The organism is Thermoleptolyngbya sp. PKUAC-SCTB121, from assembly GCF_016919485.1.
GTDB lineage: Bacteria > Cyanobacteriota > Cyanobacteriia > Elainellales > Elainellaceae > Thermoleptolyngbya > Thermoleptolyngbya sichuanensis.
Genome location: NZ_CP070366.1, coordinates 2,649,507 through 2,672,823, shown reverse-complemented (window position 1 = coordinate 2,672,823; position 23,317 = coordinate 2,649,507). Strand labels below are relative to the sequence as shown.

General features: G+C 58.5%; 14 protein-coding genes. 8 read left to right on the top strand and 6 right to left on the bottom strand.

All coding sequences use genetic code 11. The features are described 5' to 3' along the window. Window positions 1-8: 8 nt before the first annotated feature. On the top strand, window positions 9-4,145 hold the full coding sequence (locus JTM80_RS11080; RefSeq protein WP_205371188.1) for a PAS domain S-box protein: 4,137 nt from the start codon (window positions 9-11) through the stop codon (window positions 4,143-4,145). 41 nt (window positions 4,146-4,186) lie between these two features. Here JTM80_RS11080 and JTM80_RS11075 read toward each other — a convergent pair whose 3' ends face one another. The 6 genes from JTM80_RS11075 to JTM80_RS11050 form a co-directional block, all read right to left on the bottom strand. After that, the gene (locus tag JTM80_RS11075; RefSeq protein WP_172358049.1) at window positions 4,187-4,951 is read right to left on the bottom strand and encodes a sirohydrochlorin chelatase; all 765 of its coding nucleotides are present in this window, start codon (window positions 4,949-4,951) and stop codon (window positions 4,187-4,189) included. 51 nt (window positions 4,952-5,002) lie between these two features. After that, window positions 5,003-5,557: a Dps family protein gene (locus tag JTM80_RS11070; RefSeq protein WP_172358050.1), complete on the bottom strand. Its 555-nt coding sequence runs from the start codon at window positions 5,555-5,557 to the stop codon at window positions 5,003-5,005. A gap of 256 nt (window positions 5,558-5,813) precedes the next feature. Further along, the gene (locus JTM80_RS11065) at window positions 5,814-6,791 is read right to left on the bottom strand and encodes a bestrophin family protein (protein WP_172358051.1); all 978 of its coding nucleotides are present in this window, start codon (window positions 6,789-6,791) and stop codon (window positions 5,814-5,816) included. 229 nt (window positions 6,792-7,020) lie between these two features. Then, the gene (locus JTM80_RS11060) at window positions 7,021-7,905 is read right to left on the bottom strand and encodes a LysR family transcriptional regulator (RefSeq protein ID WP_172359044.1); all 885 of its coding nucleotides are present in this window, start codon (window positions 7,903-7,905) and stop codon (window positions 7,021-7,023) included. Between the two features lie 101 nt (window positions 7,906-8,006). Beyond that, a complete protein-coding gene (locus JTM80_RS11055; RefSeq protein ID WP_172359045.1) occupies window positions 8,007-9,620 on the bottom strand; it encodes a peptide ligase PGM1-related protein in 1,614 nt (537 codons plus the stop codon). A gap of 494 nt (window positions 9,621-10,114) precedes the next feature. After that, a complete protein-coding gene (locus JTM80_RS11050) occupies window positions 10,115-11,572 on the bottom strand; it encodes a HEAT repeat domain-containing protein (protein WP_172358052.1) in 1,458 nt (485 codons plus the stop codon). Window positions 11,573-11,907: 335 nt separating this feature from the next. Between JTM80_RS11050 and JTM80_RS11045 the strand changes: the two genes are divergently transcribed. From JTM80_RS11045 to JTM80_RS11015, 7 genes are all read left to right on the top strand, one after another. Continuing rightward, on the top strand, window positions 11,908-13,440 hold the full coding sequence (locus JTM80_RS11045) for a ferredoxin--nitrite reductase (protein WP_172358053.1): 1,533 nt from the start codon (window positions 11,908-11,910) through the stop codon (window positions 13,438-13,440). A 203-nt stretch (window positions 13,441-13,643) separates the two neighbouring features. After that, window positions 13,644-14,972, top strand: coding sequence for a CmpA/NrtA family ABC transporter substrate-binding protein (locus tag JTM80_RS11040; protein WP_172358054.1), 1,329 nt, complete (start codon window positions 13,644-13,646; stop codon window positions 14,970-14,972). Between the two features lie 136 nt (window positions 14,973-15,108). Next, a complete protein-coding gene (gene ntrB / locus JTM80_RS11035; protein WP_172358055.1) occupies window positions 15,109-15,951 on the top strand; it encodes a nitrate ABC transporter permease in 843 nt (280 codons plus the stop codon). Between the two features lie 38 nt (window positions 15,952-15,989). Then, on the top strand, window positions 15,990-17,990 hold the full coding sequence (locus JTM80_RS11030) for a nitrate ABC transporter ATP-binding protein (protein ID WP_172358056.1): 2,001 nt from the start codon (window positions 15,990-15,992) through the stop codon (window positions 17,988-17,990). A gap of 61 nt (window positions 17,991-18,051) precedes the next feature. After that, window positions 18,052-18,894 carry an ABC transporter ATP-binding protein gene (locus JTM80_RS11025; protein ID WP_172358057.1) on the top strand — a complete coding sequence of 281 codons (843 nt, stop codon included), beginning with the start codon at window positions 18,052-18,054 and terminating at the stop codon, window positions 18,892-18,894. A gap of 240 nt (window positions 18,895-19,134) precedes the next feature. After that, window positions 19,135-21,297, top strand: a complete 2,163-nt coding sequence (locus JTM80_RS11020) for a molybdopterin oxidoreductase family protein (RefSeq protein ID WP_205371187.1) — start codon at window positions 19,135-19,137, stop codon at window positions 21,295-21,297. Between the two features lie 121 nt (window positions 21,298-21,418). Beyond that, on the top strand, window positions 21,419-23,194 hold the full coding sequence (locus JTM80_RS11015) for an ABC-ATPase domain-containing protein (protein WP_205371186.1): 1,776 nt from the start codon (window positions 21,419-21,421) through the stop codon (window positions 23,192-23,194). Window positions 23,195-23,317 lie beyond the last annotated feature (123 nt).

Genomic DNA, 23,317 nt, shown 5'->3' with positions numbered 1-23,317 from the left:
AAGGCTGCATGAACCCCGATCCTGGTGCCACCCATCCCTCTAGCAGCCGTGCAGACGAAGCAGGGAGCGCTCGCCGTTATCAAGCCGTGGTGAATAGCCAAACCGAGCTAGTTTGCCGCTTTTTGCCCAATGGCGTGCTGACCTTTGTGAATTCGGCCTATTGCGATCGCTTTGGCAAATCCGCAGCCGAACTGCTGGGGCAGCCCCTCGTCAACCTGGTTCATCCAAACGAGCAGGGCCGCGTCACTCAGCAGTTGACCGAAATTCAAACCCTGACCCCAGATAGCCCGGTTCAAACCCACGAACATTGGGTCTGGAGCGCAACGGGCGAAATGACCTGGTATGAGTGGATCGTCCAGGGCTTTTTTAACCCATCTGGCGAACTGATCGAACTGCAAGCCGTCGGGCGCGACGTGACTCGCCGCAAACAGATGGAGCTAGAGCTAGAGCGCTATCACCAGGAACAGCGCACCCTCAACCGCATTCTAACGCTCAGCCTAAACGCCCAATCTACGCCGGATGTGTTTCGCTGCATTGCCGAAGAGGTGCGGCAAGCGACGGGCTTTCTGATCGTGGCCATTGAGCGATATGACACGACCCGTCAGACGATGGTGTTTGAGGGGCTGTGTGGCGTGGATTGTTCGGCAGATCCAGCCGTCGGGGAAGCCATAGAGGGATGGGGCGGCGAATGGATTAATGAACAGACTCGCGAATGCAGGGGAGCCTGTACCCACGCGCCGACGCTGGAGTTTCCAGTTGCAGAAACCATGTCGGGCGTGGTCGCGCAAACGGGGCAAGCGCTGATCCGGCATTACGAACCTGAAGCGACGGTTCCGGGCGATCGCACGTCACTGCTGCGGGTGCTGGGGATCGCTACGTTCGTGTGCCTGCCGCTGACCGCAGACGGACGCACCCTCGGCACCCTTAGCCTGGGACATCCCCAGCGGCAGGAGGTGTCGCCATCGCTGCTGGAATGGCTGCAAAGTCTATCGGGGGCGATCGCCGCCTTGCTCAAGCGCCAAGAGACAGAGCGATCGCTGCAAGCCTCGGAGCAGCGCTACCGGCTGCTGTTTGAAAGCAATCCCCTGCCCATGTGGGTGTTTGACCTAGACACGCTGGCGTTTCTCATGGTGAATGAAGCGGCGGTGCAGAAATATGGCTATAGCCGCGAGGAATTTCTCAGCATGACCCTGGCAGAAATCCGCCCACCAGAGGAGATTCCTCGGCTGCTGGCGATGATCTCTGCCGTGAATCAGGGCATGGAAGATTCGGGCATCTGGCTACACACCCAAAAAGATGGCAGTCCGATCCAAGTGGAAATTACCTCGTACCGGCTCACCTACCAGGGGCGGCGGGCAGAACTGGTGATCGCCAAAGACGTGACTGAACGATTACAAATCGAAGCGGCCCTGCGCGAAAGCCAGCGCAAATACGAAACCCTGTTTCAAACTGTGCCCGTGGGCATTGCTATGACGGATGAACAGGGTCGGATTGTGGAGGTGAATCCGGTACTGGAGGAAATGTTGGGCATTCCGGCGGTTGAGCAAACGCGCTATGCGTGCGATCGCCCTGCCCAGCCCATGCTGCGGCCAGACAGCACCCCCATGCCGCCAGAGGAATTCGCCAGCGTCCGCGCTCTGACAGCGCAACAGCCTGTTCATAATGTTGAAAAGGGCATTGTTCGCGCCGACGGCTCTGTGCAATGGGTGAATGTCTGCGCTGCGCCGATTCCGCTAGAAAACTATGGCGTGGCGATCGCCTGCATCGATATTACCCAGCGAAAACAAGCCGAACTCGCCCTGCAAGACAGCGAAACGCGCTGGCAAACCGTCGTCCAGTCCACCAATGACGGCGTGTTTGATGCAGACCTGATCACGGGCAAGACCTTCCACTCTGAGCGCTGGAAGACCATGCTGGGCCACCAGCCCGACGAACCCTCAGAAACCTACGAAGCGTGGGAGCAGCGCATCCATCCCGATGATCACGCGCGGGTCATGTCGGTTTACGAAGCCTACTGCCAGGGAGCGCTGCCCCTGTTTCGGGTCGAGTATCGGCTGCGCTGCAAAGACGGCAGCTACCGCTGGGTGCTAGATCGAGCGCAGATCCTCCGCGACGAACATGGTACGCCCGTGCGGATGATTGGCACCATGACCGATATCCACCATCTCAAGGATGCGGAAGAAGCGCAAAGGCTCCAGGTAGAGCGGGAACGGCTGTTGTCTCGCGTGACGCGGCATATTCACCAGTCGCTCGATTTAAGCGAAATTTTGAACTCTGTGGTTACGGACGTGCGGCAGTTGTTTCAGTGCGATCGCGCTTTGATCTACCGCTTTCATCAGGTTTCCACGCAACCTGCCCAGGCGATTGTGGAATCGAGCTTGCCCGGTTGGGGCGTGGTGCTAGACGATCCCCAGGTCTGCGGTCGGGTCGAAGAAGTGCTATTGCGGCAATATGGCGATTCCCATAGGGATCGCTTCGCGAATCGCCCCAGCACCGAAGTTCAACCCACCCGCATCGACAACATTCACACGGCGAACCTCTCGCCAGAGTTTCGCGAGATGCTGACCCGCGTGGGCGTGCAATCTGGTCTGACCGTTGCCATCAACTGCGACGGCAATCTGTGGGGGCTGCTGTGTGTTCACCAATGCCAATCTTTGCGAGAGTGGCAGACCTGGGAGATAGATTTGCTGATGCAACTGGCCAACCAGTTGGCGATCGCCGTGCAGCAGTCGGAACTCTACAGCCAAGTGCAGCGGATCAACGCCGAGCTAGAAACCAAAGTGGCCGAGCGCACGGGCGAACTGCGCCAGTCTCTTGAGTTCGAAGCCTTGCTCAAGCGAATTACTGACCAAGTCCGCGATAGCCTCGACGAGCGCAAAATCTTGCAAACGGCGGTGCAAGAGCTGGGGCAGGCGCTTGGGGTCTTCTGCTGCGACACCGCGCTCTACGATGCCGAAAACCAGGTTTCCACCATCTACTGCGACTATACCCGCGAGGTTAAGTCCGAAGAGGGCACGCAGATCCTCATGGCAGACTATCCCGATCTCTATCGCCAGCTTTTGCAGGGAATGCATCAGCAGTTTTGCTATGCCAACGAGGTGACGCGCGATTCCCGTAGGGATCGCTTCGCGAATCGTCTGCTGACCCGCCCAGTGGCCAAACACTGTACGATTTTTTCCTGCCCCATCCGAGACGATCAGGGAGTCCTGGGAGACATGGTGCTGCTGCGGCCCGCCGATGAATTCTTTAACGAGCTGGAGGTGCGGCTGGTGCAGCAGGTGGCCAACCAGTGCGCGATCGCCCTCCGCCAGTCTCGCCTCTATCAGGCCGCCCAGGCCCAGGTCACCGAACTGGCCCGCCTGAATCAGCTCAAAGACGACTTTCTTTGCACCATTTCTCACGAGCTACGAACCCCCGTCGCCAATGTCAAAATGGCAGCTCAGATGGTTGAAACAACCCTTCGAGCAGAGGGCATCCTCGACAACCCCAGCCATCCGCTAGGGCGCTATGTGCAGATTTTGCAAGAGGAATGTCAGCGAGAGATTAATCTAATCAACGACCTGCTTGACCTTTCCCGGCTCGATGCCGAAGTCGATCTGCTGCACCCTGTTCCCATTCACCTGCAATCCTGGATTTCCCACGTTGCGGAACCCTTCTTAGACCGCATCCATCGCCACCAGCAGCACCTCAGCCTTGACCTGCCGCCCGACCTGCCGCCCCTCACCACCGACCTCAGCCACTTTGAGCGCATCCTCACTGAATTGCTCAACAACGCCCGCAAATATACCCCCATCGGCGAACGCATCGAGGTGCGAGCCAGCCTCAGCAGCGACCGCATGGAGCGCGACGAAGTGGAACAAGATGGAGCCGAATCTGAAAGCCCGCTCTCCAGCCCCCTTCCACTCCCTCACTTACTCATCACCATCACCAACACAGGGGTCGAAATCCCTCCAGAGGAGTGCGATCGCGTGTTTGATCGGTTTTATCGCATCCCCAGCAGCGACCCCTGGAGGCACAGCGGCACTGGCCTGGGGCTGGCGCTGGTCAAAAAGCTCACGGAACTGCTGGGCGGCCGCGTTGGCATTTGCAGCAGCGCAGGACAAACCACCGTCTGGCTCCGCCTTCCGCTCGTTCTGCGGCAGTGATTGCTGGAAACGTCGCCCCACTCAGCAGAGGGGAAAAACCCTCAGCCTGACCGCCTCGCCTCGCCCCAACCCAGCGGACAGGTCGCCAGATCCAGAACCAGCGCAGCAAGCTGGGGAGTCGCGCCGAACGGCGGATAGAGCCGGAACTGGCAGGTGGGAAACTGCGTGGACAGGTCGCGCACGTCCTGGGCGATCGCTTCGGTAATCCCGCCGGGAAACAGAAAAAACGGCAGAATGTCCACCTGCTGAGCGCCCTGAGCTACCAGCCTGGCGGCCTGATCGGCAAGCCCCGGCGGCAAGGCCCAATAGGCGGCGATCGCCCCGATTTGCTGGGCCAGCGCTTCCACGGGCGCATTGCCTCCGGGGCGACGACTGCCGTGCGCCAGCAAAATTCGGGCCACAGGTTCAGAATTTGGGGCAGGCAATAAGTTTGCCAGCCTGGGGTGGCTCCCCAGATGGGGCGCAATCTCGATGGACAGGCGCGGGCTAGCCTGCTGGCGGGCGATCGCCACCTCAGCGGGGATGTCTTCCATTACATGCACCCCCGGCAACAAAAATAGCGGGATAATCACGAGGCGATCGCCCCCCAGGGTCAGCGCTTGCGTCGCCACTTGCAAGATTCGCTGGTGCAACGGCTGTGGACTTAGCTCCAGTGCGGCCGTCTCCACCAGCGGCGGCAGCCCACCCGCCTCCCGCCGTCGCAACTCCGCCGCAACCTGATGCGCCAAAACCCCAGCCTCGGCATGAGGTCTGGGGTCGCGGCTGCCGTGAGTCACCAAAAGGTAGGCGGGAAGATGGGCGGGCAATTCAGAATTTGGCTAGGGTTGAGTCAAAAAGGAATCTGCCCCTTATTATCCTCAATTCTGACTGGCTAAGGTGAAGGCCGGTGTGAGGCTGTCGTGGGCCAGGAAGTGCGACAGGTGGAAGGCGCGATCTTCCGACTCCAGCAGGATCTTTTCATAGAGGTGGCGAGTGGCGCGATCGCCCAGGCTCTCTGCCTGCCCAGCCTGCCGCCGGATCACCTTGATGATTTCCTGCTCTGCGCTCAGGTCATGCTCCACCATGGCCCGACAGGAAAATACGCCGTCCGGCTCTGGCGTAAAGCAGCATAGCTCTGCCAGTTTGCTGAAGCTGGCAACGGGCACACCGCCCAGACCGTTTAGCCGCTCACCAATCTCATGGACATGGCCCTGCACCTCGTCATAGCCTTCCGAGAAAAATCCGTGCAGTTGATAAAACTCAGAGCCTTCCACCACAAAGTGATGCTTTTGATATTGCAAATACAGCGCTTGGAAGCTTGCCAGGACAATGTTAAAGCCTTCACAAACCGCTGTGGTGACGTTCATCTCCAACCCGATGGGGTTGTCTTTCATCTGCTCAAAGGTTTGAATCGGACTTGCCGTAATAGCCATAGGTGCGCTCCTCAATGATCGCAGGTTTCCTGGTTTTTTTCAGTCGATACTCAACACAGTATACAGATTAAAAAAAGCCGTCAACTACCACACAATTTCTTAATAAGAAAGATTCTCAAAACACAAAAAATCATGACAATTCACAACGAATTCAATAGCGATTATACAAACCCAAGTCTTCTTTGAGAGCTTTTGTATTAAGCAGTGCCCAAAAAACACTAAAATATCGCCCAAGCATTGCTCTCCGATGCCAAGACTATTCAGCAGCATAAGCATCTTTGGGTTGAACTTGAGTTTCCGCTAAGGGCTTAGAATCAATTGCCCAAGCAGACCCCAGACTAATTAAATCTTCAACATCCCGCAGCATATTTAAACACATTGCATCCAGCGGCAAATCGTTTGCGTCGGTGCCAAAGGGGTTTTCAATTTCAATGCCAATCTCTTCGATGCCCAGCAGCGTAAAGGTAATGAGAGCAACGATGGGCCCGGTCGCCCACTGTAAATCTGCGACCAATTGGAAGGGCAACGTCAGGCAATAAAGCAACAGCAATTGTTTCAAATGAATCACATAAGCCAGGGGAATAGGCGTTCTTAAAATTCGTTCACATCCTCCCAGCACATCGACCATCGTGCTAATCATTTTTTGCATTGTGTCGAGTTGATAGGCTGTAAGCCGATTTCGGCGGCGCTGCTTTTGTAAATAGCTGCTAATCCAAAAGGCTATTTCTAAGGGTGGCGTGTTGGTATTTTGCAGCTTAAAGTAGTAATCTTTGGGGAGCAAATCAAGGAGCATCAAGTCTTCAAAAGACTGTTTGCGGAGGTGCAGCTTGGTGGCCACTGCAAACGCAACCAATAATCGCAAGATAGAAATCTTTTGGGCGCGATCTTGAGAATTCTTTTCAGCCACATTTACCCAGATTTGCCGCGCCAAGTTGCGGGTGGTGTTGGTCAGGGTGCCCCACAGCTTTCGCCCTTCCCAGAAGCGCTCGTAGGCGGTGTTGGTGCGGAAGACCAGCAGCAAGCCCAGCACGATATTGGGAATCAGCCCAGACAGCGCCGGAATCGAAACTGCGAGGTCACGGGCATGTAGGATGGCGATGAGTTCTCCAAACAGTCCGCATAGCAACGCTCTGGGCAAGACGTAGGGCACGACCGAGCCACGTAGTTGCAGGGCAGAGCGAAACCAGCTTCGCTTTTGGGGGGCAAGGAGGAGGTTCCAACGGGGTTGAGGCATGAGGTTTGGCGAATTGAGATAGGGCGACTGGTATTAGCTATTAATGTAGATAGACCAGATTAAAAAACAGATCCTGAACCCTGCGCCGCCCGCTCAGCGGGCGGCGCAGGGTCTTTGGGTTTTATGTTTATTAATGTCCACCTACTTAGTAGGGGATTTGGGGACTTGCGACACTCCATCACTGCCTGAATCCGCTCCCCTAAGAATGATCCCCGATTTAGCCTAACCTCTAACTCTTGCCTATTTTTTGGGCGATCGCCAAAAATCGCTGCACAGTGGGCGAGGGGTCGGGCTGGCGGGTGAGGAGGGCGATCGCCGCCTTGGGGGTGGGTTCCTGGAGTTCGCGATACACAACCCCGGTGCGCTGGAGGTTTTGCAGCGACAGGGGAACAATGGCCACGCCGATTTCTGCGGCCACTAGGCTGATAATGGTCTGCATTTGGATTGCTTCCTGCACGATGGCGGGGCTAAAGCCGCCCTGATGGCAGAGGCTAATGATCTGGTCGTAGAGTCCGGGAGCCAGCGGCCGGGGAAACAAAATGAAGGGTTTGCCCGCCAAATCTTTGAGCGACACGCTCGGCTGCTGCGCGAGGGGATGCTGCTGGGGCAGGGCGACGACGAGCGGCTCCTCACACAGCGGCATCAGGCAGAAGTCTGGCTCGTTTACGGGCGGGCGGACGAGGCCCACGTCCATGCGGCGATCGCGCAGCCATTGCACCTGCTGGTCGGTGGTCAGTTCGTGCAGTTCCAGGCTGACATCCGGCGCAGCGGCGCGAAAGCCCCGGAGCAGCGTCGGCAGCACGCTGTAGGCTGCGGAACTGACGAAGCCGATCACCAGTTGTCCCCGTTCGCCCCGGCTCACCTGCTGCCCCAGTTGCACGGCCTGATCCAACTGCTGCATGATTCGCCGACATTCCGCCAAAAACACCGCGCCTGCCTCCGTGAGCTGCACGCTGCGCTTGGTGCGGTAGAAAAGCTGGAAGCCCAATTCCTCCTCTAGCTGACGAATCTGCTGACTGAGGGGCGGCTGGGCCATGTGCAGCCGTGCGGCGGCCCGCCCAAAGTGCAGTTCTTCGGCCACGGTGATGAAATAGCGCAGGTGACGCAGTTCGATCATGCGGGCGATCGCCAGCTATTTTTCCTCAAAAATCCGAGAAGGTGGATTGTGCAAGACACGCGCAACCCAACCGTTTCCAGCCCCCTCCCAAGCAGGCGCTAGCCTTCGTGGTGAAAGTGCCAGTTGATGGGCGGCGTGTGGGACGCAGGATGAAACGGGTGCGACAGGTTCGCTTCAGTTTCCTGATCGAGCGTGGCGATCACCTGGTTATAGCGGTCTTCTGCGTCCTGGGGCGAGTCGCCGATGCTGGTCAGCCCCAGTTTGCCGTATTCCGACAGGCAGCCCATGATGTGAAACACGCTGCCTGTTTCGGTAATGGGCGTAAAGTGGAGGCGATGCTGCACGATGATGTCCATTAGGTCGCTGGGCAGCAAGCCGAGATAGCGATCGCTCTGCAAGTTGTCGGTGGCGATGTAATATTTGGGCTGACCGTGCTGGTTGAGAAATAGCCCAGTTTGGGGATCGTAGCTGCCGCTGGTGAGCAGCTTCAGCGTCATGAAGGGATGCGTTGTGCCGCCTTTGCGGACGTTGATTTCGATCGCCTGCAAATCCCAGTCCTCCGTCGCGTCTGGCCGGACTGCCATGAAATCAATGCTAAACCGTTCCAAAACGCCCTTTTCTGCCAGCACCTTGCCCACTGCATAGCCATAGTCTTGCAGGCGCATCCGGTAAGACTCGTCCGCTGGAAAGCGACAGCCCAAAAAGATTTGCCCGTCGGGCCCGCCCAAGATCTGGTCGTGGGTAGACAGCACCTCGACCTCACCCAGCGGCGTAATGCGGCACTGGACGCTGGGCGATCGCTTTTCTTCGCCTTCGATAAACGCTTCGACAATCGCCCCCAGTTCGGGAATTTTGCTGCTGAAGTTGTCCCAGGTTTCGGTGTCGCTCTGGAAGCTGAGGTAGTGAAACGCCTGGGCGATCGCTTCCCGTCGGGCTTCGGTGGATGCCTGCCCCGGCGCAACGGCGGAGAGCGGCCGCAGATCCAGCAGCGCGTTCCCCTGACCCGAAAAGCCCTCGTTTAGCTTTACGACCATCCGCTTCAGGTCGGGGCGACGCTCCCACAGGTCTACCGTTGCCAGCACCAGTTCTTCTGCGGTCCAGGTCTGCAAGCTGCCGTCGGGATGGGGCACGTTGGCTTCGGCAAAGGCCTGGCGGCTGCCGCTCTTGGTGCCCCAATAGAGCAGGTCGGGGTCCAGCCCATAGAGCGGAATATCCAGTTGAAGCGACAGTTCCCGCTCTAGCGCAGTGGCGTTGAAGCAGGACATATACGCTTTTTCGGGGCGCAGCAGGCTGCGGATTTGCTGGACGAGGCGCGGCCGCTCCAGGATTTTTTGCGTCAGGGGCTTGGGATGCGAATCGTAGGTAGACAGCAGGATGAGGCGATCGCGGGCGTGGGAGTAGGGGATTTCGGGCAGCAGGTGCAGATAGTAGTCGATGATGCTGGGGTGAATTGGCTGCGACGTGACGTAGATTAGCCGCGTGCCCGGATTCCGCAGGCGAATCAGCGAAAACAGCAGCCGCTCTTCGTAATGGTGAACCCCTTTGACCTTTTGCAATTCGCGCTGATCCAGCGTCAGGGAGGGAACGATCAGAATGTCATGTTCTCCCCGGTCAAATTGATCGATGGTTTGCCAGCGATCGCGCAGTTGTCGTTGCAACGTGTGAAAGCGATCGCTACCCTGCACCATCGGAGCCACCGTCAATGTCTGCATAAATCCCCCAGTTTCGGGCATCTTTCAAAGGTTTATTGTAATCAGGACTTACTTACGATAAGTTTTCTGGGTTTTGGACGATTTCTCCGCGAGAAATCGTCCCACCGCGTAAGTCCTACTGCGTAAGTCCTATTGATAAAGCTCGAACTAGTTCAAACGAAATTTGTTAAGAAAACAAAACTCTGAAGCAGCCATCTTTCCAGACGGCAACCCCTGTTCTATCCCGTTGATCCGCGCTTAGCGCTTCAAATTACGTAAAATCGACCAGGCAACCCTAAATTTAGGCAAACCCAGCCTACCGAACCCTAGCACCCAGCGAAAGCGTTTGCGACTGCCTCTTGAGGAGGATGTTTGACGATTCTATCGAGTAGCCGCGCCAAATTACATCCTCGCGAAGAGGGAAGAGGGAAAAGGGAAGAACGAAAAAGGAAGAACGAAAAAGGAAGAGGGAAAAGGGAAGAACGAAGAGGGAAGAGGGAGGAATGGAAATTGGATTACCACTCTGCGAGGGCGATCGCCACTTCTTGCCGGGTTTGTTCTGAAACTTGATGGTTGTTGGACAGTGCTTCGAGCTGCTGCCGACCTTGGTCGGGGTGAAGCTGCTTGAGGGCGGCGATCGCATGGAGTTTCACGCCCAGATCCGGCTCGGTTGCCAGGTGAACCAGGGCATCCAGCGCGTCAAGGTCGCCCAATTTTCCAAGCTGGAGGGCGATCGCCTGTTTCACGGCAGCAGTTTGCACCGCAGGTAGATTACCGTGCAACAGTTCCAACAGTTCCACCAGATAGCGGGCCGCCTGCCAGCGCAGTTCTGGGACTTCGACGCGACCCATTGCCTGAATCGTAGCGTGTAGCAGTGGGGCGGATGGGGCTTCCTCGCTCCACTGGAGCGCCAGCCGATGCAGATGGTGCAGGGCAGTGGGTGTGCCCATCCAGCCCAGCGCTTGCACTAGCGCCATGCGCTGTGGATGGGTCGTGTGGGACAAGTGGGCGACGCGGTAGAGCGCGGTGGCGGCCGGATTGGTGCCCAGGCGACCCAGGGCGATCGCCGCTTGCTGGGCCACGCCAGCACTAGCATCCAGCAGCAGCGGATAGATTAAGCTCACTAGGTCATAGTCCGACAGCAGGTCTGCGCGAAAACCGAGTTCCGTCACTGCTACCTGGCGCACTGCTGCTGAGGAGTCGCCCAGTGCTGCAATTAGCAGGTCAGGAATGTGGCGATCGCGGGCACTGCCGATGGCAGAGAGCGCGGCGGCTCTCACCTGTGGGTCAGGATCGCGCAGCAGTTTCATCAGCGGCTGAACCACGCCGGGATCTTGAATCTGGGACAGGGTTTTCACGGCCAGCAGGCGCGTGTGGGGAACTTGGAGCAGTTGGGCAAGGGGGGCGATCGCCGCTTTTCCAAAGCCTGCCAGCGCCGCCGCCGCGATCTGCTGCAAATCTTCGGTGGGGGCGGTTTGCAATAGGTGAACCAGCGCTGTCAGCACCGCAGGCTGACGAAACTCGCCTAAGATCCGAGCCACAAACCAGCGCGTATCCGGGTCTTCCTCTTCGTCTTGCAGCAGCGCCAGCAGCGGGTCGAGCAGCAGTTGCTTGACAGACTCTGCCGGTTCAGCCGCCAAGGCTTCTAGCCGAGGAAATAGCTTGGCCATGTCCCAGCGGTCTTGAAAGTCGCCCTCACACAGTACAGCGATCGCCCACTGACTCAGCGTTTCCAGTTCTGTTCGAGCGGGGCGGATACCACTGGTCTGCAACTGTTCTTCTAGATGCCCCAAGTGTTGCTGTACCCGCTGTACCAGCAATTCCCAATCGGCGGCGATTTGCGAAGCGCTCCCTGCGGGAATCGCCCCATCCTCTGCCTGCGGAAGCAGCGGGAAGTCCTGCGATTGGGCAGATAAAATACGCGGATTGCTGACCATACTCGTCTGTGCCGCCAGATAGAAAAATGCGGTCAATGCCTTGACTGCTCTTGGATTCTAGCCAGAAGCGCTGGGTTTTGTTGAGTCAGGCTCAGGTTCATTATGCAGGTTGTGCATTGTTGCAATTCGTAAATTTCATGCAACGAAAATTTTTGTAACAGGAGCTACGAATTTTCAGAATTAATGCTTCTAACGTATCAATCATGCAAGGCAATGCAGGCTTGAGTCTTGCGGCGTTAGTCAAGTCTCCGTAGACACAAGTTTTAGACACAAGTTTTAGCCAACACGGGTTCTAATTCTAGGCGTTGAGTCAAAAACGCAGGTCTACGCGCAGCATTACTTGCCGTTTCTTCCATCCAAGGTCTCTTGCTATGACCAGTACCGTTCCAGCAGAAACCAGTCTGAATAAGTTCGAGAAGCTCAAGTCCGAAAAAGATGGTCTGGCGGTCAAGTCTGAACTGGAAGACTTTGCCCGTCTGGGCTGGGAAGCGATGAATGAGACCGACCGCGACCATCGCCTGAAGTGGATGGGCGTGTTTTTTCGGCCCGTCACGCCGGGTAAGTTCATGCTGCGGATGCGGATGCCCAATGGCATTCTCACGAGCGGACAGATGCGGGTGCTGGCGGAGGTTGTCGAGCGCTACGGCGAAGATGGCAACGCCGACATCACCACGCGGCAAAACCTCCAGCTTCGCGGCATTCGGCTAGAAGATATTCCCGATATCTTCCGGCGGTTTGAGCAGGCAGGGTTGACCAGCATCCAGTCCGGCATGGACAACGTTCGCAACATCACGGGTTCGCCCGTGGCGGGCATTGATGCCGACGAGTTGATTGACACTCGCGGGCTGGTGCGAAAGGTGCAGGACATGATCACCAACAACGGCGAGGGCAACCCGTCGTTCACTAACCTGCCGCGCAAGTTCAATATTGCGATCGCCGGATGCCGCGACAACTCGGTACACGCCGAGATCAACGACATCGCCTTTGTACCTGCCTACAAGGACGGACGGCTGGGGTTTAACGTGCTGGTGGGCGGGTTCTTCTCGGCCAAGCGCTGCGAAGCCGCTGTGCCGCTCAATGCCTGGGTCGATCCGCGTGATGTGGTGGCCTTGTGCGAAGCCATCCTCATCGTCTATCGCAATCACGGGCTGCGGGCCAATCGCCAAAAAGCTCGCCTGATGTGGCTGATCGACGAGTGGGGCATGGATAAGTTTCGTGCCGAAGTGGAGCAGCAGTTGGGACATCCCTTGCAAACTGCCGCGCCCAAGGACGAAATCCTGTGGGACAAGCGCGACCACATCGGCATCCACGCCCAAAAGCAGCCGGGGCTGAACTACGTGGGGCTGCATGTTCCCGTCGGTCGGCTGTATGCGCCCGATATGTTTGACCTGGCGCGGATTGCCGAGGTCTACGGCAGCGGCGAAATCCGCCTAACCGTCGAGCAAAATGTGATTATTCCCGACGTGCCCGATTCTCGCGTTGCGCCCTTGCTGAAGGAGCCGCTGCTAGAGAAGTTTTCGGTGAGTCCGGGGCTACTCGTGCGATCGCTCGTTTCCTGCACTGGGGCCCAGTTCTGCAACTTCGCCCTGATCGAAACCAAAAACCGAGCAATGGCGCTGATCAACGAACTGGAATCTGAACTGGAAATCACGCGCCCAGTTCGCATCCACTGGACAGGCTGCCCCAACTCCTGCGGCCAGCCCCAGGTCGCCGACATCGGTCTGATGGGCACCAAAGTCCGCAAAGACGGCAAAGCTGCTGAAGGCGTGGACTTGTACATGGGCGGCAAAGTCGGCAAACACGCCGAACTCGGCACCTGCGTCCAAAAAGGCATTCCCTGCGACGACCTCAAGCCCATCCTGCGGAATCTGCTGATCGAAAACTTCGGCGCACGACCGAAGTAAGTTGCCAGGTGCTCAGAGTCCAGGGGTCAGGTATCGGCGCTTAGCAGCTTATCTTTACCTGATTTCTGACCCGTTCCCAAATCCTATCCCTCACTCAGCCAGTTTCTCACCGGATCTTGACACCGGGCGCAACTGGTAGGGGATTTTACATCCCAAAATTTGCCAACTGATTACCCTAACCACAACTTCGGAGAACTGAACCTATGTCTAGACTCTCTCGGCGGAAATTTATCTTTACGGCAGGCGTGACGGCAGGCGCAACGATCCTGGCCAATGGATGCAGCGGCGGCTCGTCGCCTTCGGATACCAGCAGCCCGGCCGCCAGCGCTCCGGCCTCGCCCGCACCCGTAGCCGCAGCCGATACGCCCGAAGTGACCACTGCCAAGCTCGGTTTCATCGCCCTGACCGATGCCGCACCCCTGATCATTGCTAAGGAAAAAGGACTGTTTGCTAAGTATGGAATGCCCGATGTGGAAGTGCTGAAGCAGGCTTCCTGGGCTGTCACTCGCGACAACCTGGAGCTGGGGTCTGCTGGCGGCGGCATCGATGGAGCGCACATTCTGACCCCTATGCCCTACCTAATGTCGGCAGGCACGATTACCAAAGGTAATCAGAAGGTGCCGATGAATATTCTGGCTCGGCTCAATGTGAATGGTCAGGGGATTTGCCTTGCCAACACCTACAAGGACTTGAAAATTAGCACTGACAGCGCGCCACTCAAGGAAGCCTTTGCTAAGGCGAAATCTGAGAAGGGCGAGATTAAAGCAGCCGTGACGTTCCCTGGTGGCACGCATGACCTGTGGATGCGCTATTGGCTGGCGGCAGGCGGCATCGACCCCGACAAAGACATTTCGACGATTGTGGTGCCGCCGCCGCAGATGGTGGCCAACATCAAGGTCAACAACATGGAAGCTTTCTGCGTGGGTGAGCCTTGGCCTGCTCAAACGGTAAACCAAGACTTGGGCTATACCGCCATCACGACAGGCGAGTTTTGGGCAGATCACCCTGAAAAATCGCTGACGATGCGGGCTGATTGGGTAGAACAACACCCCAATGCAGCGAAGGCAATTTTGATGGCAGTGCAAGAAGCTCAGATGTGGTGCGATGACATGGCCAACAAGGAGGAGATGTGCCAAATTATCTCCGGGCGAGAATGGCTGAAGGTGCCTGTAGAAGACATCCTAGAGCGGGCCAAGGGCAATTTTGATATGGGTGTGCGCCAGCTCGAAAATAGCCCGCTGCTGATGAAGTTCTGGAACGATGCGGCATCTTATCCGTTTAAGAGCCACGACCTGTGGTTCCTGACGGAGGATATCCGCTGGGGCTACTTGCCTGCTGACACCGACACCAAAGCGCTGATTGACGCGGTAAACCGGGAAGACCTGTGGCGCGAAGCCGCCAAGGCGATCGGGCAGGAAGCCGCCATTCCCGCTAGCACCTCTCGCGGCGTGGAAACCTTCTTTGATGGCGTGAAATTCGATCCCGAAAATCCGAGCGAGTACTTAAAGTCGCTGAAGATTAAAAAGGTGTAATGCGGTCGGGGGTAAGTAAACAAGTGAGTAAAGCTACTGAGGCATGAAGGACTCTTGCTTTATCTTATTTATCCCCCGACTTCTGTTCCCATAGTTCAACCTTTCTGCCCTAAATCCTAATTCTAACCCCTAGCGTATGACAGCCGACCTCTCTTCTCCCCGCCGGCCTGGGCGATCGCTCTCTTCCAGCTTGGGCGCATGGCTTGGCAAGACGATTCGCCGTTCCATCCCCACAGCGATCGCCCTCTTCATTCTCCTGGGCATCTGGCAACTGGTGTGTTCAGGCGACAATGCGCCCCTGCCAGGGCCGATCCAGGTGGTGCAAGATACATGGGACTTGATCATCGACCCGTTCTATCGTGGCAGCGGTACAGATCAGGGCTTGTTCTGGCAAATTGCGGCCAGCTTGCAGCGGGTGGCGGTGGGCTATCTCCTGGCGGCGATCGCTGGCATCGCCCTCGGCATCCTGATCGGCGTAAGTGTGCTGATGTTTCAGGCGATTGATCCCATCTTTCAGGTGTTGCGAACCGTGCCGCCGCTGGCCTGGCTGCCCATTTCCCTGGCGGCCTTCCGCGACTCCCAGCCCGCTGCCATTTTCGTGATTTTCATCACCGCCATCTGGCCCATCATCATCAACACGGCCGTTGGCGTGCAAAACATTCCTCAGGATTACAACAACGTTGCCCGCGTGCTAAAGCTGTCCCGACTCGATTACTTCTTCAAGGTGCTGCTGCCTGCCACTGTGCCCTATATTTTCACCGGCCTCAAGATTGCCATCGGTCTGTCCTGGCTGGCGATCGTTGCCGCAGAAATGCTCACGGGCGGCGTGGGCATTGGCTTCTTTATCTGGGATGCCTACAACAGCGGCAGCAACAGTGAAGTGATCCTGGCCATTATCTACGTCGGTCTGGTGGGGCTGCTGCTCAACGCGCTGATCGGCTTCATTGCCTCCCGCGTCGTGCCCGAAGAACAGAAGTAAGTATCCCAAAATCCAAAATCTTAAAATCCAAAATCCCCATGCTGCCATTCGTAGAAATCGACCACGTAGATCAGGTCTTCCCGCTCCCCGGCGGCGGAGAATACATCGCGCTGAAGAATATTGATCTGACGATTCGCAAGGGCGAGTTTATCTCGCTGCTGGGCCACTCTGGCTGCGGCAAATCGACCCTGCTGAACATCATTGCGGGCTTGGCGAAACCTGCGGCGGGCGGCGTGGTGCTGGAAGGTCGCCAGGTCACTGAACCCGGCCCTGACCGCATGGTGGTCTTCCAAAATTACTCGCTGCTGCCTTGGCTGACGGTGCGCGAAAATATTGCCCTGGCGGTAAATCGCGTCATGGCAACGGCTTCCAAATCGGAACGCAGCGCCATCGTAGAGCAGCATATTGACTTGGTGAACCTGCGCCACGCGGCCGACAAGCGGCCGGGGCAACTCTCCGGCGGCATGAAGCAGCGGGTGGCGATCGCCCGGGCCCTGGCCATCCGTCCCAAGCTCTTGCTGCTGGATGAACCCTTTGGCGCATTGGACGCGCTCACCCGCAGCAGCCTGCAAGACCAGTTGATGCAAATCGCCGAGGAACACGAACTCACCTGCATCATGGTGACGCACGACGTAGACGAGGCGCTGCTGCTGAGCGATCGCATCGTGATGCTGACCAACGGGCCAGAATCCTACGTGGGGCAGATTATGGACGTGCCCTTCGAGCGGCCGCGCGATCGACTGGAGGTGGTGAACCATCCCAGCTATTACGGAATGCGGAGCGAAATTGTCTATTTCCTGAACCAGCAGAAGCAGGCCAAGAAGCGCAAGGCCGCCTTGCAGGTGGGGGCGATCGCCCGCAACGGGTTGGAAAAGGTGAACCTGGAACTGGGCTTTGTGCCGCTGACGGACTGTGCGCCGCTGGTGGTGGCCAAGGAACTGGGCTTTTTTGAGAAATATGGGCTGGAACAGGTGACGCTGAGCCGCGAACCAAGCTGGAAGGCGATCGCCGAAGGCATCACCAGCGGCCGCCTAGATGCCGCCCAGATGATCGCTGGGATGCCCCTAGCGCTGACCCTCGGCATGGGCGGCAAAGCGCCTGTTCCCGTGACCACCGGCCTAGTCCTCAGCCGCAACGGCAACGCCATCACCCTCAGCCAGCGCTTTTTGCACGATGGCGTGCGGACGGTGGAAGAACTAAAGGCGGCGATCGCCCGCACGCCCGACAAAGTGCCCACGCTGGCGGTCGTTCACCCCGCCTCGATGCACAACCTGATGATGCGCCACTGGCTAGCCACGGGCGGCATCGACCCCGACCAAGACGTGAACCTTGTCACCATTCCGCCGCCGCAGATGGTGGCCGCGCTCAAGGGCGGCGGCATCGACGGCTTTTGCGTGGGCGAACCGTGGAACTCCCGCGCCATCCAGGAAGGACTGGGCTATGCGATCGCCACGGATCTCGACATCTGGCCCGGCCACCTGGAAAAAGTGCTGGGCGTGCGCGAAGACTGGGCAAACCGCTATCCCAAAACCCACATCGCCCTCGTCACGGCGCTGCTCGAAGCCTGCGAATATTGCGACGATCGCCGCAACCGAGAAGCCCTGGCCGAACTCCTCTCCCGCGACGAGTATGTTGGCGCGACGGTCGATCAAATCCGTCCCGGCCTGGTCACGCCCTACGACCGGGGCACAGGCGACGAGCCAGAGCAATTGCTGCGCTATAACCAGTTCTTTGTCGATCGCACCAACTGCCCCTACCGCACCGAGGGTCTGTGGATCATGACGCAGCTTGCCCGCTGGGGCATCACCCCCTTCCCCCGCAACTGGTTCGACATCCTCGACCGCACCCGCCGCCTGGATGTGTTCGGAGCCGCCGCCCGCGACCTGGGCCTGCTGGACACCGAACCCAACCGCAGCCCCATCCACTTTGCCGACGGCAGCGTATTTGACCCCGACGACCCCATCGGCTACCTCCACAGTCTTGCCATCAAGCGCGACGTGCAAGTTGAGGAAGTCAGCATTGATGTCGTGACCGTGTGAGGTGTAAAAAGCCAGCCCTATGCCCCATTCTCTCCTCTCTCTCAACCCTGAATCCCTAACAATGCAGACTCTCGACTCAACCCAACTCCAGCCGCAGCCCGTGCCCATGACCGATGCGTTTTTGATGATCGAGAATGTCTCGAAGGTGTATCCCACCAAAGATGGCGGCACTTACACCGTGCTGGATGGCGTGAATCTGGCGGTGCAGGAAGGTGAATTTGTCAGCATCATCGGCCATTCCGGCTGCGGCAAATCGACCCTCATGGATATGGTGTCGGGCTTTCGCACGCCCTCCAGCGGCGAGGTGCGCCTGCGAAACCAGCGGATCACAGAACCCGGCCCCGATCGCATGGTGGTGTTTCAAAACTACTCGCTGCTGCCCTGGATGACGGCCTACGAGAACGTGTATCTAGGGCTGCACGCGGCGCGACCAGAGCTTTCTAAGAGCGAAAAGGCGGCGATCGCCCGCGACCACCTGGCCATGGTCGGTTTGGCCGACGCGATGGACAAGAAACCCCGCGCCCTCTCTGGCGGCATGAAGCAGCGCGTTTCCATCGCTCGCGCCCTGGCCCTGCGCCCGGAGGTGCTGCTGCTGGACGAACCCTTCGGGGCCCTCGACCCCATCACCCGTGAGGAACTGCAAGAGGAACTGCTAAAAATCTGGACAGATCACCGGGTCACGGTGCTGATGATTACCCATGACATTGACGAGGCGCTGCTGCTGAGCGATCGCATCGTCATGATGACCAACGGCCCCGCCGCCAAGGTCGGCGAAATCCTCGACATTCCCTTTGCCCGTCCCCGCAACCGCAGCCGCGTCATGGAAGACCCCCGCTATTACGAACTGCGGAACGAAGCGCTGGACTTTCTGTATCACCGCTATGCCCATGATGACGTGGGCTGAGTTTGAGGGAGAGAGGGCACTCCGGTTCCCCCCTTACTAAGGGGGGCTAGGGGGGATCAAGACTCCTGCATCTAATTCGATCCCCCTAAATCCCCCTTAAAAAGGGGACTTTGAGGAGTCTGGTTCCCCCCTTTTTAAGGGGGGCTAGGGGGGATCAAGACTCCTGCATCTAATTCGATCCCCCTAAATCCCCCTTCAAAAGGGAGACTTTGAGCAGGGCGATAGCAAAGGGTTAACCAAGTGAAGGATGAAACTCAAATTAAAACCCTGTGCCCCTACTGCGGCGTGGGCTGTGGGCTAGAGGTCGTGCCGTCGCAGGGCAAGGGGGCGTGGCAGGTGCGGGGCGATCGCGCTCATCCGTCGAGCCAGGGGATGGTATGCGTCAAGGGTGCGACGGTGGCAGAGTCGATTAGCAAGGATCGGCTGCTCCATCCGATGTGGCGCGAGTCGCTAGAGCAAAACTTTCGGCAAATTAGCTGGGAGGAGGCGCTGGACAAACTGTGCGATCGCCTCCAGACGGTTCTGGCGAGCCAGGGGCCCGACGGCATCTGCATGTATGGCTCTGGCCAATTCGTCACCGAAGATTACTACACCGCCCAAAAGCTGATGAAGGGCTGTTTGGGGACGAATAACTTTGACGCAAACTCGCGGTTATGTATGTCCTCTGCTGTGTCGGGTTACGTACAGAGCTTTGGGGCAGACGGGCCGCCCTGCTGCTATGAGGATTTGGAGCAAACGGACTGCGCGGTGATCGTCGGCAGCAACATGGCCGAGTGCCACCCGATCGCCTTCAACCGATTGCGGAAGTATCACAAAAAAACGCCCCACGTCCGCCTGATCGTGGTCGATCCGCGCCGCACCCAGACTGCCGACGCAGCCGACCTGCACCTGGCCCTCCGCCCCGGTACAGATATTGACCTATTCAATGGCATCGCCTACCTGCTGATGCAGTGGGGCTTCGAGCAGGCGGCGTTTATCCAGCAGCACACCAGCGGCTATGCCGACTACGCCGAGGTGGTGCGTCACTACTCGCCTGACGTGGTAAGCGATCGCTGCGGCATCTCTATCTCTGACCTGGAAACTGCCGCCCGCTGGTGGGGCGAGTCGGGGCGGGTGCTGTCGCTGTGGTCGATGGGATTGAACCAGTCGAGCGAGGGCACGGCCAAGGTTCGTAGCCTGATCGACCTGCACCTGCTCACCGGGCAAATCGGCAAACCGGGCGCGGGCCCGTTTTCCCTGACGGGCCAGCCCAACGCAATGGGCGGCCGCGAGGCGGGCGGCCTGTCGCACCTGCTGCCCGGCTATCGATTTGTGGCCAATCCCCAGCATCGCGCTGAGGTCGAACACGCCTGGAATCTGCCAGCGGGACAAATTTCGCCCAACCCCGGACGCACCGTGTGGGACATGATTCGCGGGCTGGAGGCGGGGGAGGTGGGTCTGTTCTGGATTGCGGCGACGAATCCGGCTGTGAGCCTGCCCGATTTGGTGCGAGTAAAGGCGGCCCTGGGGCGATCGCCCTTTACGGTCTATCAAGAAGCCTACTTCCCCACCGAAACTGCCGAATTTGCCCATCTGCTGCTGCCTGCGACACAGTGGAGCGAAAAGAGCGGCACGATGACCAACTCGGAGCGCATGGTCACGCTGGCTAAAGCTTTCCAGCCTGCCCCCGGTGAAGCCCGCGCCGACTGGGAAATTTTCTGCGAAGTCGGCCGCCGCCTTGGGTTTGCCGCCCAGTTCCCCTTCCAAACCGCCGCTGAAGTTCATGCCGAATTTGTGAAGCTCACCCAGGGCCGCCCCTGCGACATGAGCGGCATCAGCCATGCGCGGCTAGAGCAGGAGGGCCCCTTGCAGTGGCCACTGCCCAGCGGTGAGAATCCTGAATCGCAGACCCAGCCTGCCAAGCGCCTCTACACCAACCTGCAATTTCCCACGCCCGATGGCCGGGCCCGCTTTAGCGCCTCTCACTCGCGGGGGCTAGCAGAACCCCCCGACCCCGACTTTCCGCTGGTGCTGACGACGGGACGGCTGTATGGCCACTGGCACACCCAGACCCGCACCGGACGCACCGAAAAGATTACGCAAATGTACCCCAACCCGTTTATCGAAATTCACCCCCGCGATGCGGAGCCGCTGGGTATTGTCGAGGGAGATGTGGTAGAAGTGCGATCGCGCCGGGGTTGGGCCCGCTTTCCCGCTAAAGTCACTCGGGCGATCGCCCCTGGAACCGTCTTCGTACCCATGCACTGGGGCGCTCTCTGGGCCGACCATGCCGAAGCCAACGCCCTCACCCATCCCACAGCCTGCCCCGACTCGAAGCAGCCGGAACTGAAGGCCTGCGCGGTGAAACTGTTGCCAATTCGGGTAGAAACGCCCGTGCGCGAGGAGTTGGGCGTGGTGGGGTAGGGGAGAAGGGAGAAGGAAGAAGGAAGAACGAAGAAAAATCCAAAATCTAAAATCTAAAATCTAAAATCGATACAAGACCCTTCCATAGGCTGGCCGTGGGCTGGCTGGATAAACAGGCGCTATGGCAGATGATCAGGTGCTGCGGCAAACTCTGGTGCGGCTGGATGGGCTGGGCTACAAGGCTTATAAAGAGATTCAGGGCAGCTATCGGTTTCCGGGCTTTACGCTGCATATTGACTTTGTACAGGGCGATCCGTTTGCGGCTCCTAGTCGGCTGCGGGTCGTCGTGCCCCAGGCGGAGGCGGGTTTCCCAACAGAAACGTTCCACTCGCGCAGCCGGGAAATCGCCCTGCGGGATTACCTAACGCGGCAGTTTGGCAAGGCAGCGGCGGCGGTGCGCGAAAAGCGGGGCAGCGGCAACAGCGGCCTGATGGCGATCGCCCCGACCAGTCAATACATCCTAGAGCGATCGGCCCTGTGGGTGTCGGAGGCGGTGGTCGAAGCGCGATTTTGGGTGGGGCTGCCCGCACGGGGACGGCAAATCTTGGGGCGCACGGCGGCGGATCTGTTGTGCGACGACCTGCCGCTAATTGTGGGGCGATCGCTCTTTTACTCGGCTTTGAACCCGACTGAACTCCAGCAGCATTTGACCGTGGCAGAAGACACCGACTGGCTGCGCGACCAGTTGGCAGCGCGAGGGCTGGTGGCCTTCGTGCCCGATGGAGCGCTCTTGCCCAGACAGAGCGGCGTAGACGAGCGCCCGCTTCAAGACTCCAGCGCTGTGCGATTTCGCTCGCCTGCGTCGCTGCGGGTGGAGTTCCATCGGCCCAACCAGGGCAGTATCTCTGGCATGGGCATTCCCAAAGGCATCACGCTCATCGTCGGCGGCGGCTACCACGGCAAATCCACCCTGCTCAGGGCGATCGCCCTCGGCATCTACACCGCCATTCCCGGCGACGGACGCGAACATCTGGTAACCGACGCAGCCGCCGTGAAGATTCGCGCCGAGGACGGCCGCAGCATCACGGGCGTAGACATTTCGCCCTTTATCAACCACCTGCCCCAGGGCCGCTCGACGACGCGCTTTAGCACCGAAAACGCCAGCGGCAGCACCTCCCAAGCAGCCAGCATTATAGAAGCGCTGGAGGCGGGGGCGCGGCTGCTGCTGGTAGACGAAGACACCTCCGCTACGAACTTTATGATCCGCGATCGCCGGATGCAAGCCCTCGTCGCCAAAGACAAAGAGCCAATCACGCCCTTGATCGACAAAATCCGCCAGCTTTATCGGGATTACGACCTGTCCACGATCCTCGTCATGGGCGGCAGCGGCGACTATTTCGACGTGGCGGATACCGTCATCGCCATGACCGACTATCAGCCCCAGGACGTGACCCAACAGGCCAGGGCGATCGCCGCTCAGTTTGCCAACCCGCGCACCCCTGAAGGGGGCGACCACTTTGGATCTCTAACTCCTCGCATTCCCCTCCCCAAACGGCTCGACTCGCCCGAAAAACGCTGGGAAAAATCCTGGCACGGCGGCCGGGGTCGGGAGGATCATCGCTCTGGGGAGGGCGATCGCCCAGAACGCAGCCCCAAACTGAAGGCAAGGGATATTGATGAGCTAGTGTTTGGCTCGGAAACCGTAGATTTGTCCGCCATAGAGCAACTAGTGGAAGTAGGACAGGTGCGAACCATTGGCGCGGCGATCGCCTATTTACAGCAGCACTACCTCGACGGTCGCCGCACGCTGCCCGATCTTCTGAACCAGATTACACCCCAGCTTGCCACCAACCGCATAGACGAACTGACGACTTATCGCCAGGGGGATCTGGTTGCGGTTCGACCTTTGGAACTTGCCGCAGCTTTGAATCGTCTGCGATCTCTGAGCTTGCGGTAAAAACAGGAAATTTCCAAGAAAATTTTGGCTAACAAGCGCTTCTGGTGCGGTTCACCGCCTGCAATCGTCTTTCGGCAGCGAAATACGCGCTGATTCATCGACCCAAAACCAGGGACATCGGCC

Bases quoted from the DNA above. Each gene is read 5' to 3' on its own strand.
- JTM80_RS11040 (WP_172358054.1), top strand. From the start codon at position 13,644: ATGTCTAGACTCTCTCGGCGGAAATTTATCTTTACGGCAGGCGTGACG.
- JTM80_RS11055 (WP_172359045.1), bottom strand. From the start codon at position 9,620: ATGCAGACATTGACGGTGGCTCCGATGGTGCAGGGTAGCGATCGCTTT.
- ntrB (WP_172358055.1), top strand. From the start codon at position 15,109: ATGACAGCCGACCTCTCTTCTCCCCGCCGGCCTGGGCGATCGCTCTCT.
- JTM80_RS11015 (WP_205371186.1), top strand. From the start codon at position 21,419: ATGGCAGATGATCAGGTGCTGCGGCAAACTCTGGTGCGGCTGGATGGG.
- JTM80_RS11025 (WP_172358057.1), top strand. From the start codon at position 18,052: ATGCAGACTCTCGACTCAACCCAACTCCAGCCGCAGCCCGTGCCCATG.
- JTM80_RS11030 (WP_172358056.1), top strand. From the start codon at position 15,990: ATGCTGCCATTCGTAGAAATCGACCACGTAGATCAGGTCTTCCCGCTC.
- JTM80_RS11065 (WP_172358051.1), bottom strand. From the start codon at position 6,791: ATGCCTCAACCCCGTTGGAACCTCCTCCTTGCCCCCCAAAAGCGAAGC.
- JTM80_RS11045 (WP_172358053.1), top strand. From the start codon at position 11,908: ATGACCAGTACCGTTCCAGCAGAAACCAGTCTGAATAAGTTCGAGAAG.
- JTM80_RS11070 (WP_172358050.1), bottom strand. From the start codon at position 5,557: ATGGCTATTACGGCAAGTCCGATTCAAACCTTTGAGCAGATGAAAGAC.
- JTM80_RS11080 (WP_205371188.1), top strand. From the start codon at position 9: ATGAACCCCGATCCTGGTGCCACCCATCCCTCTAGCAGCCGTGCAGAC.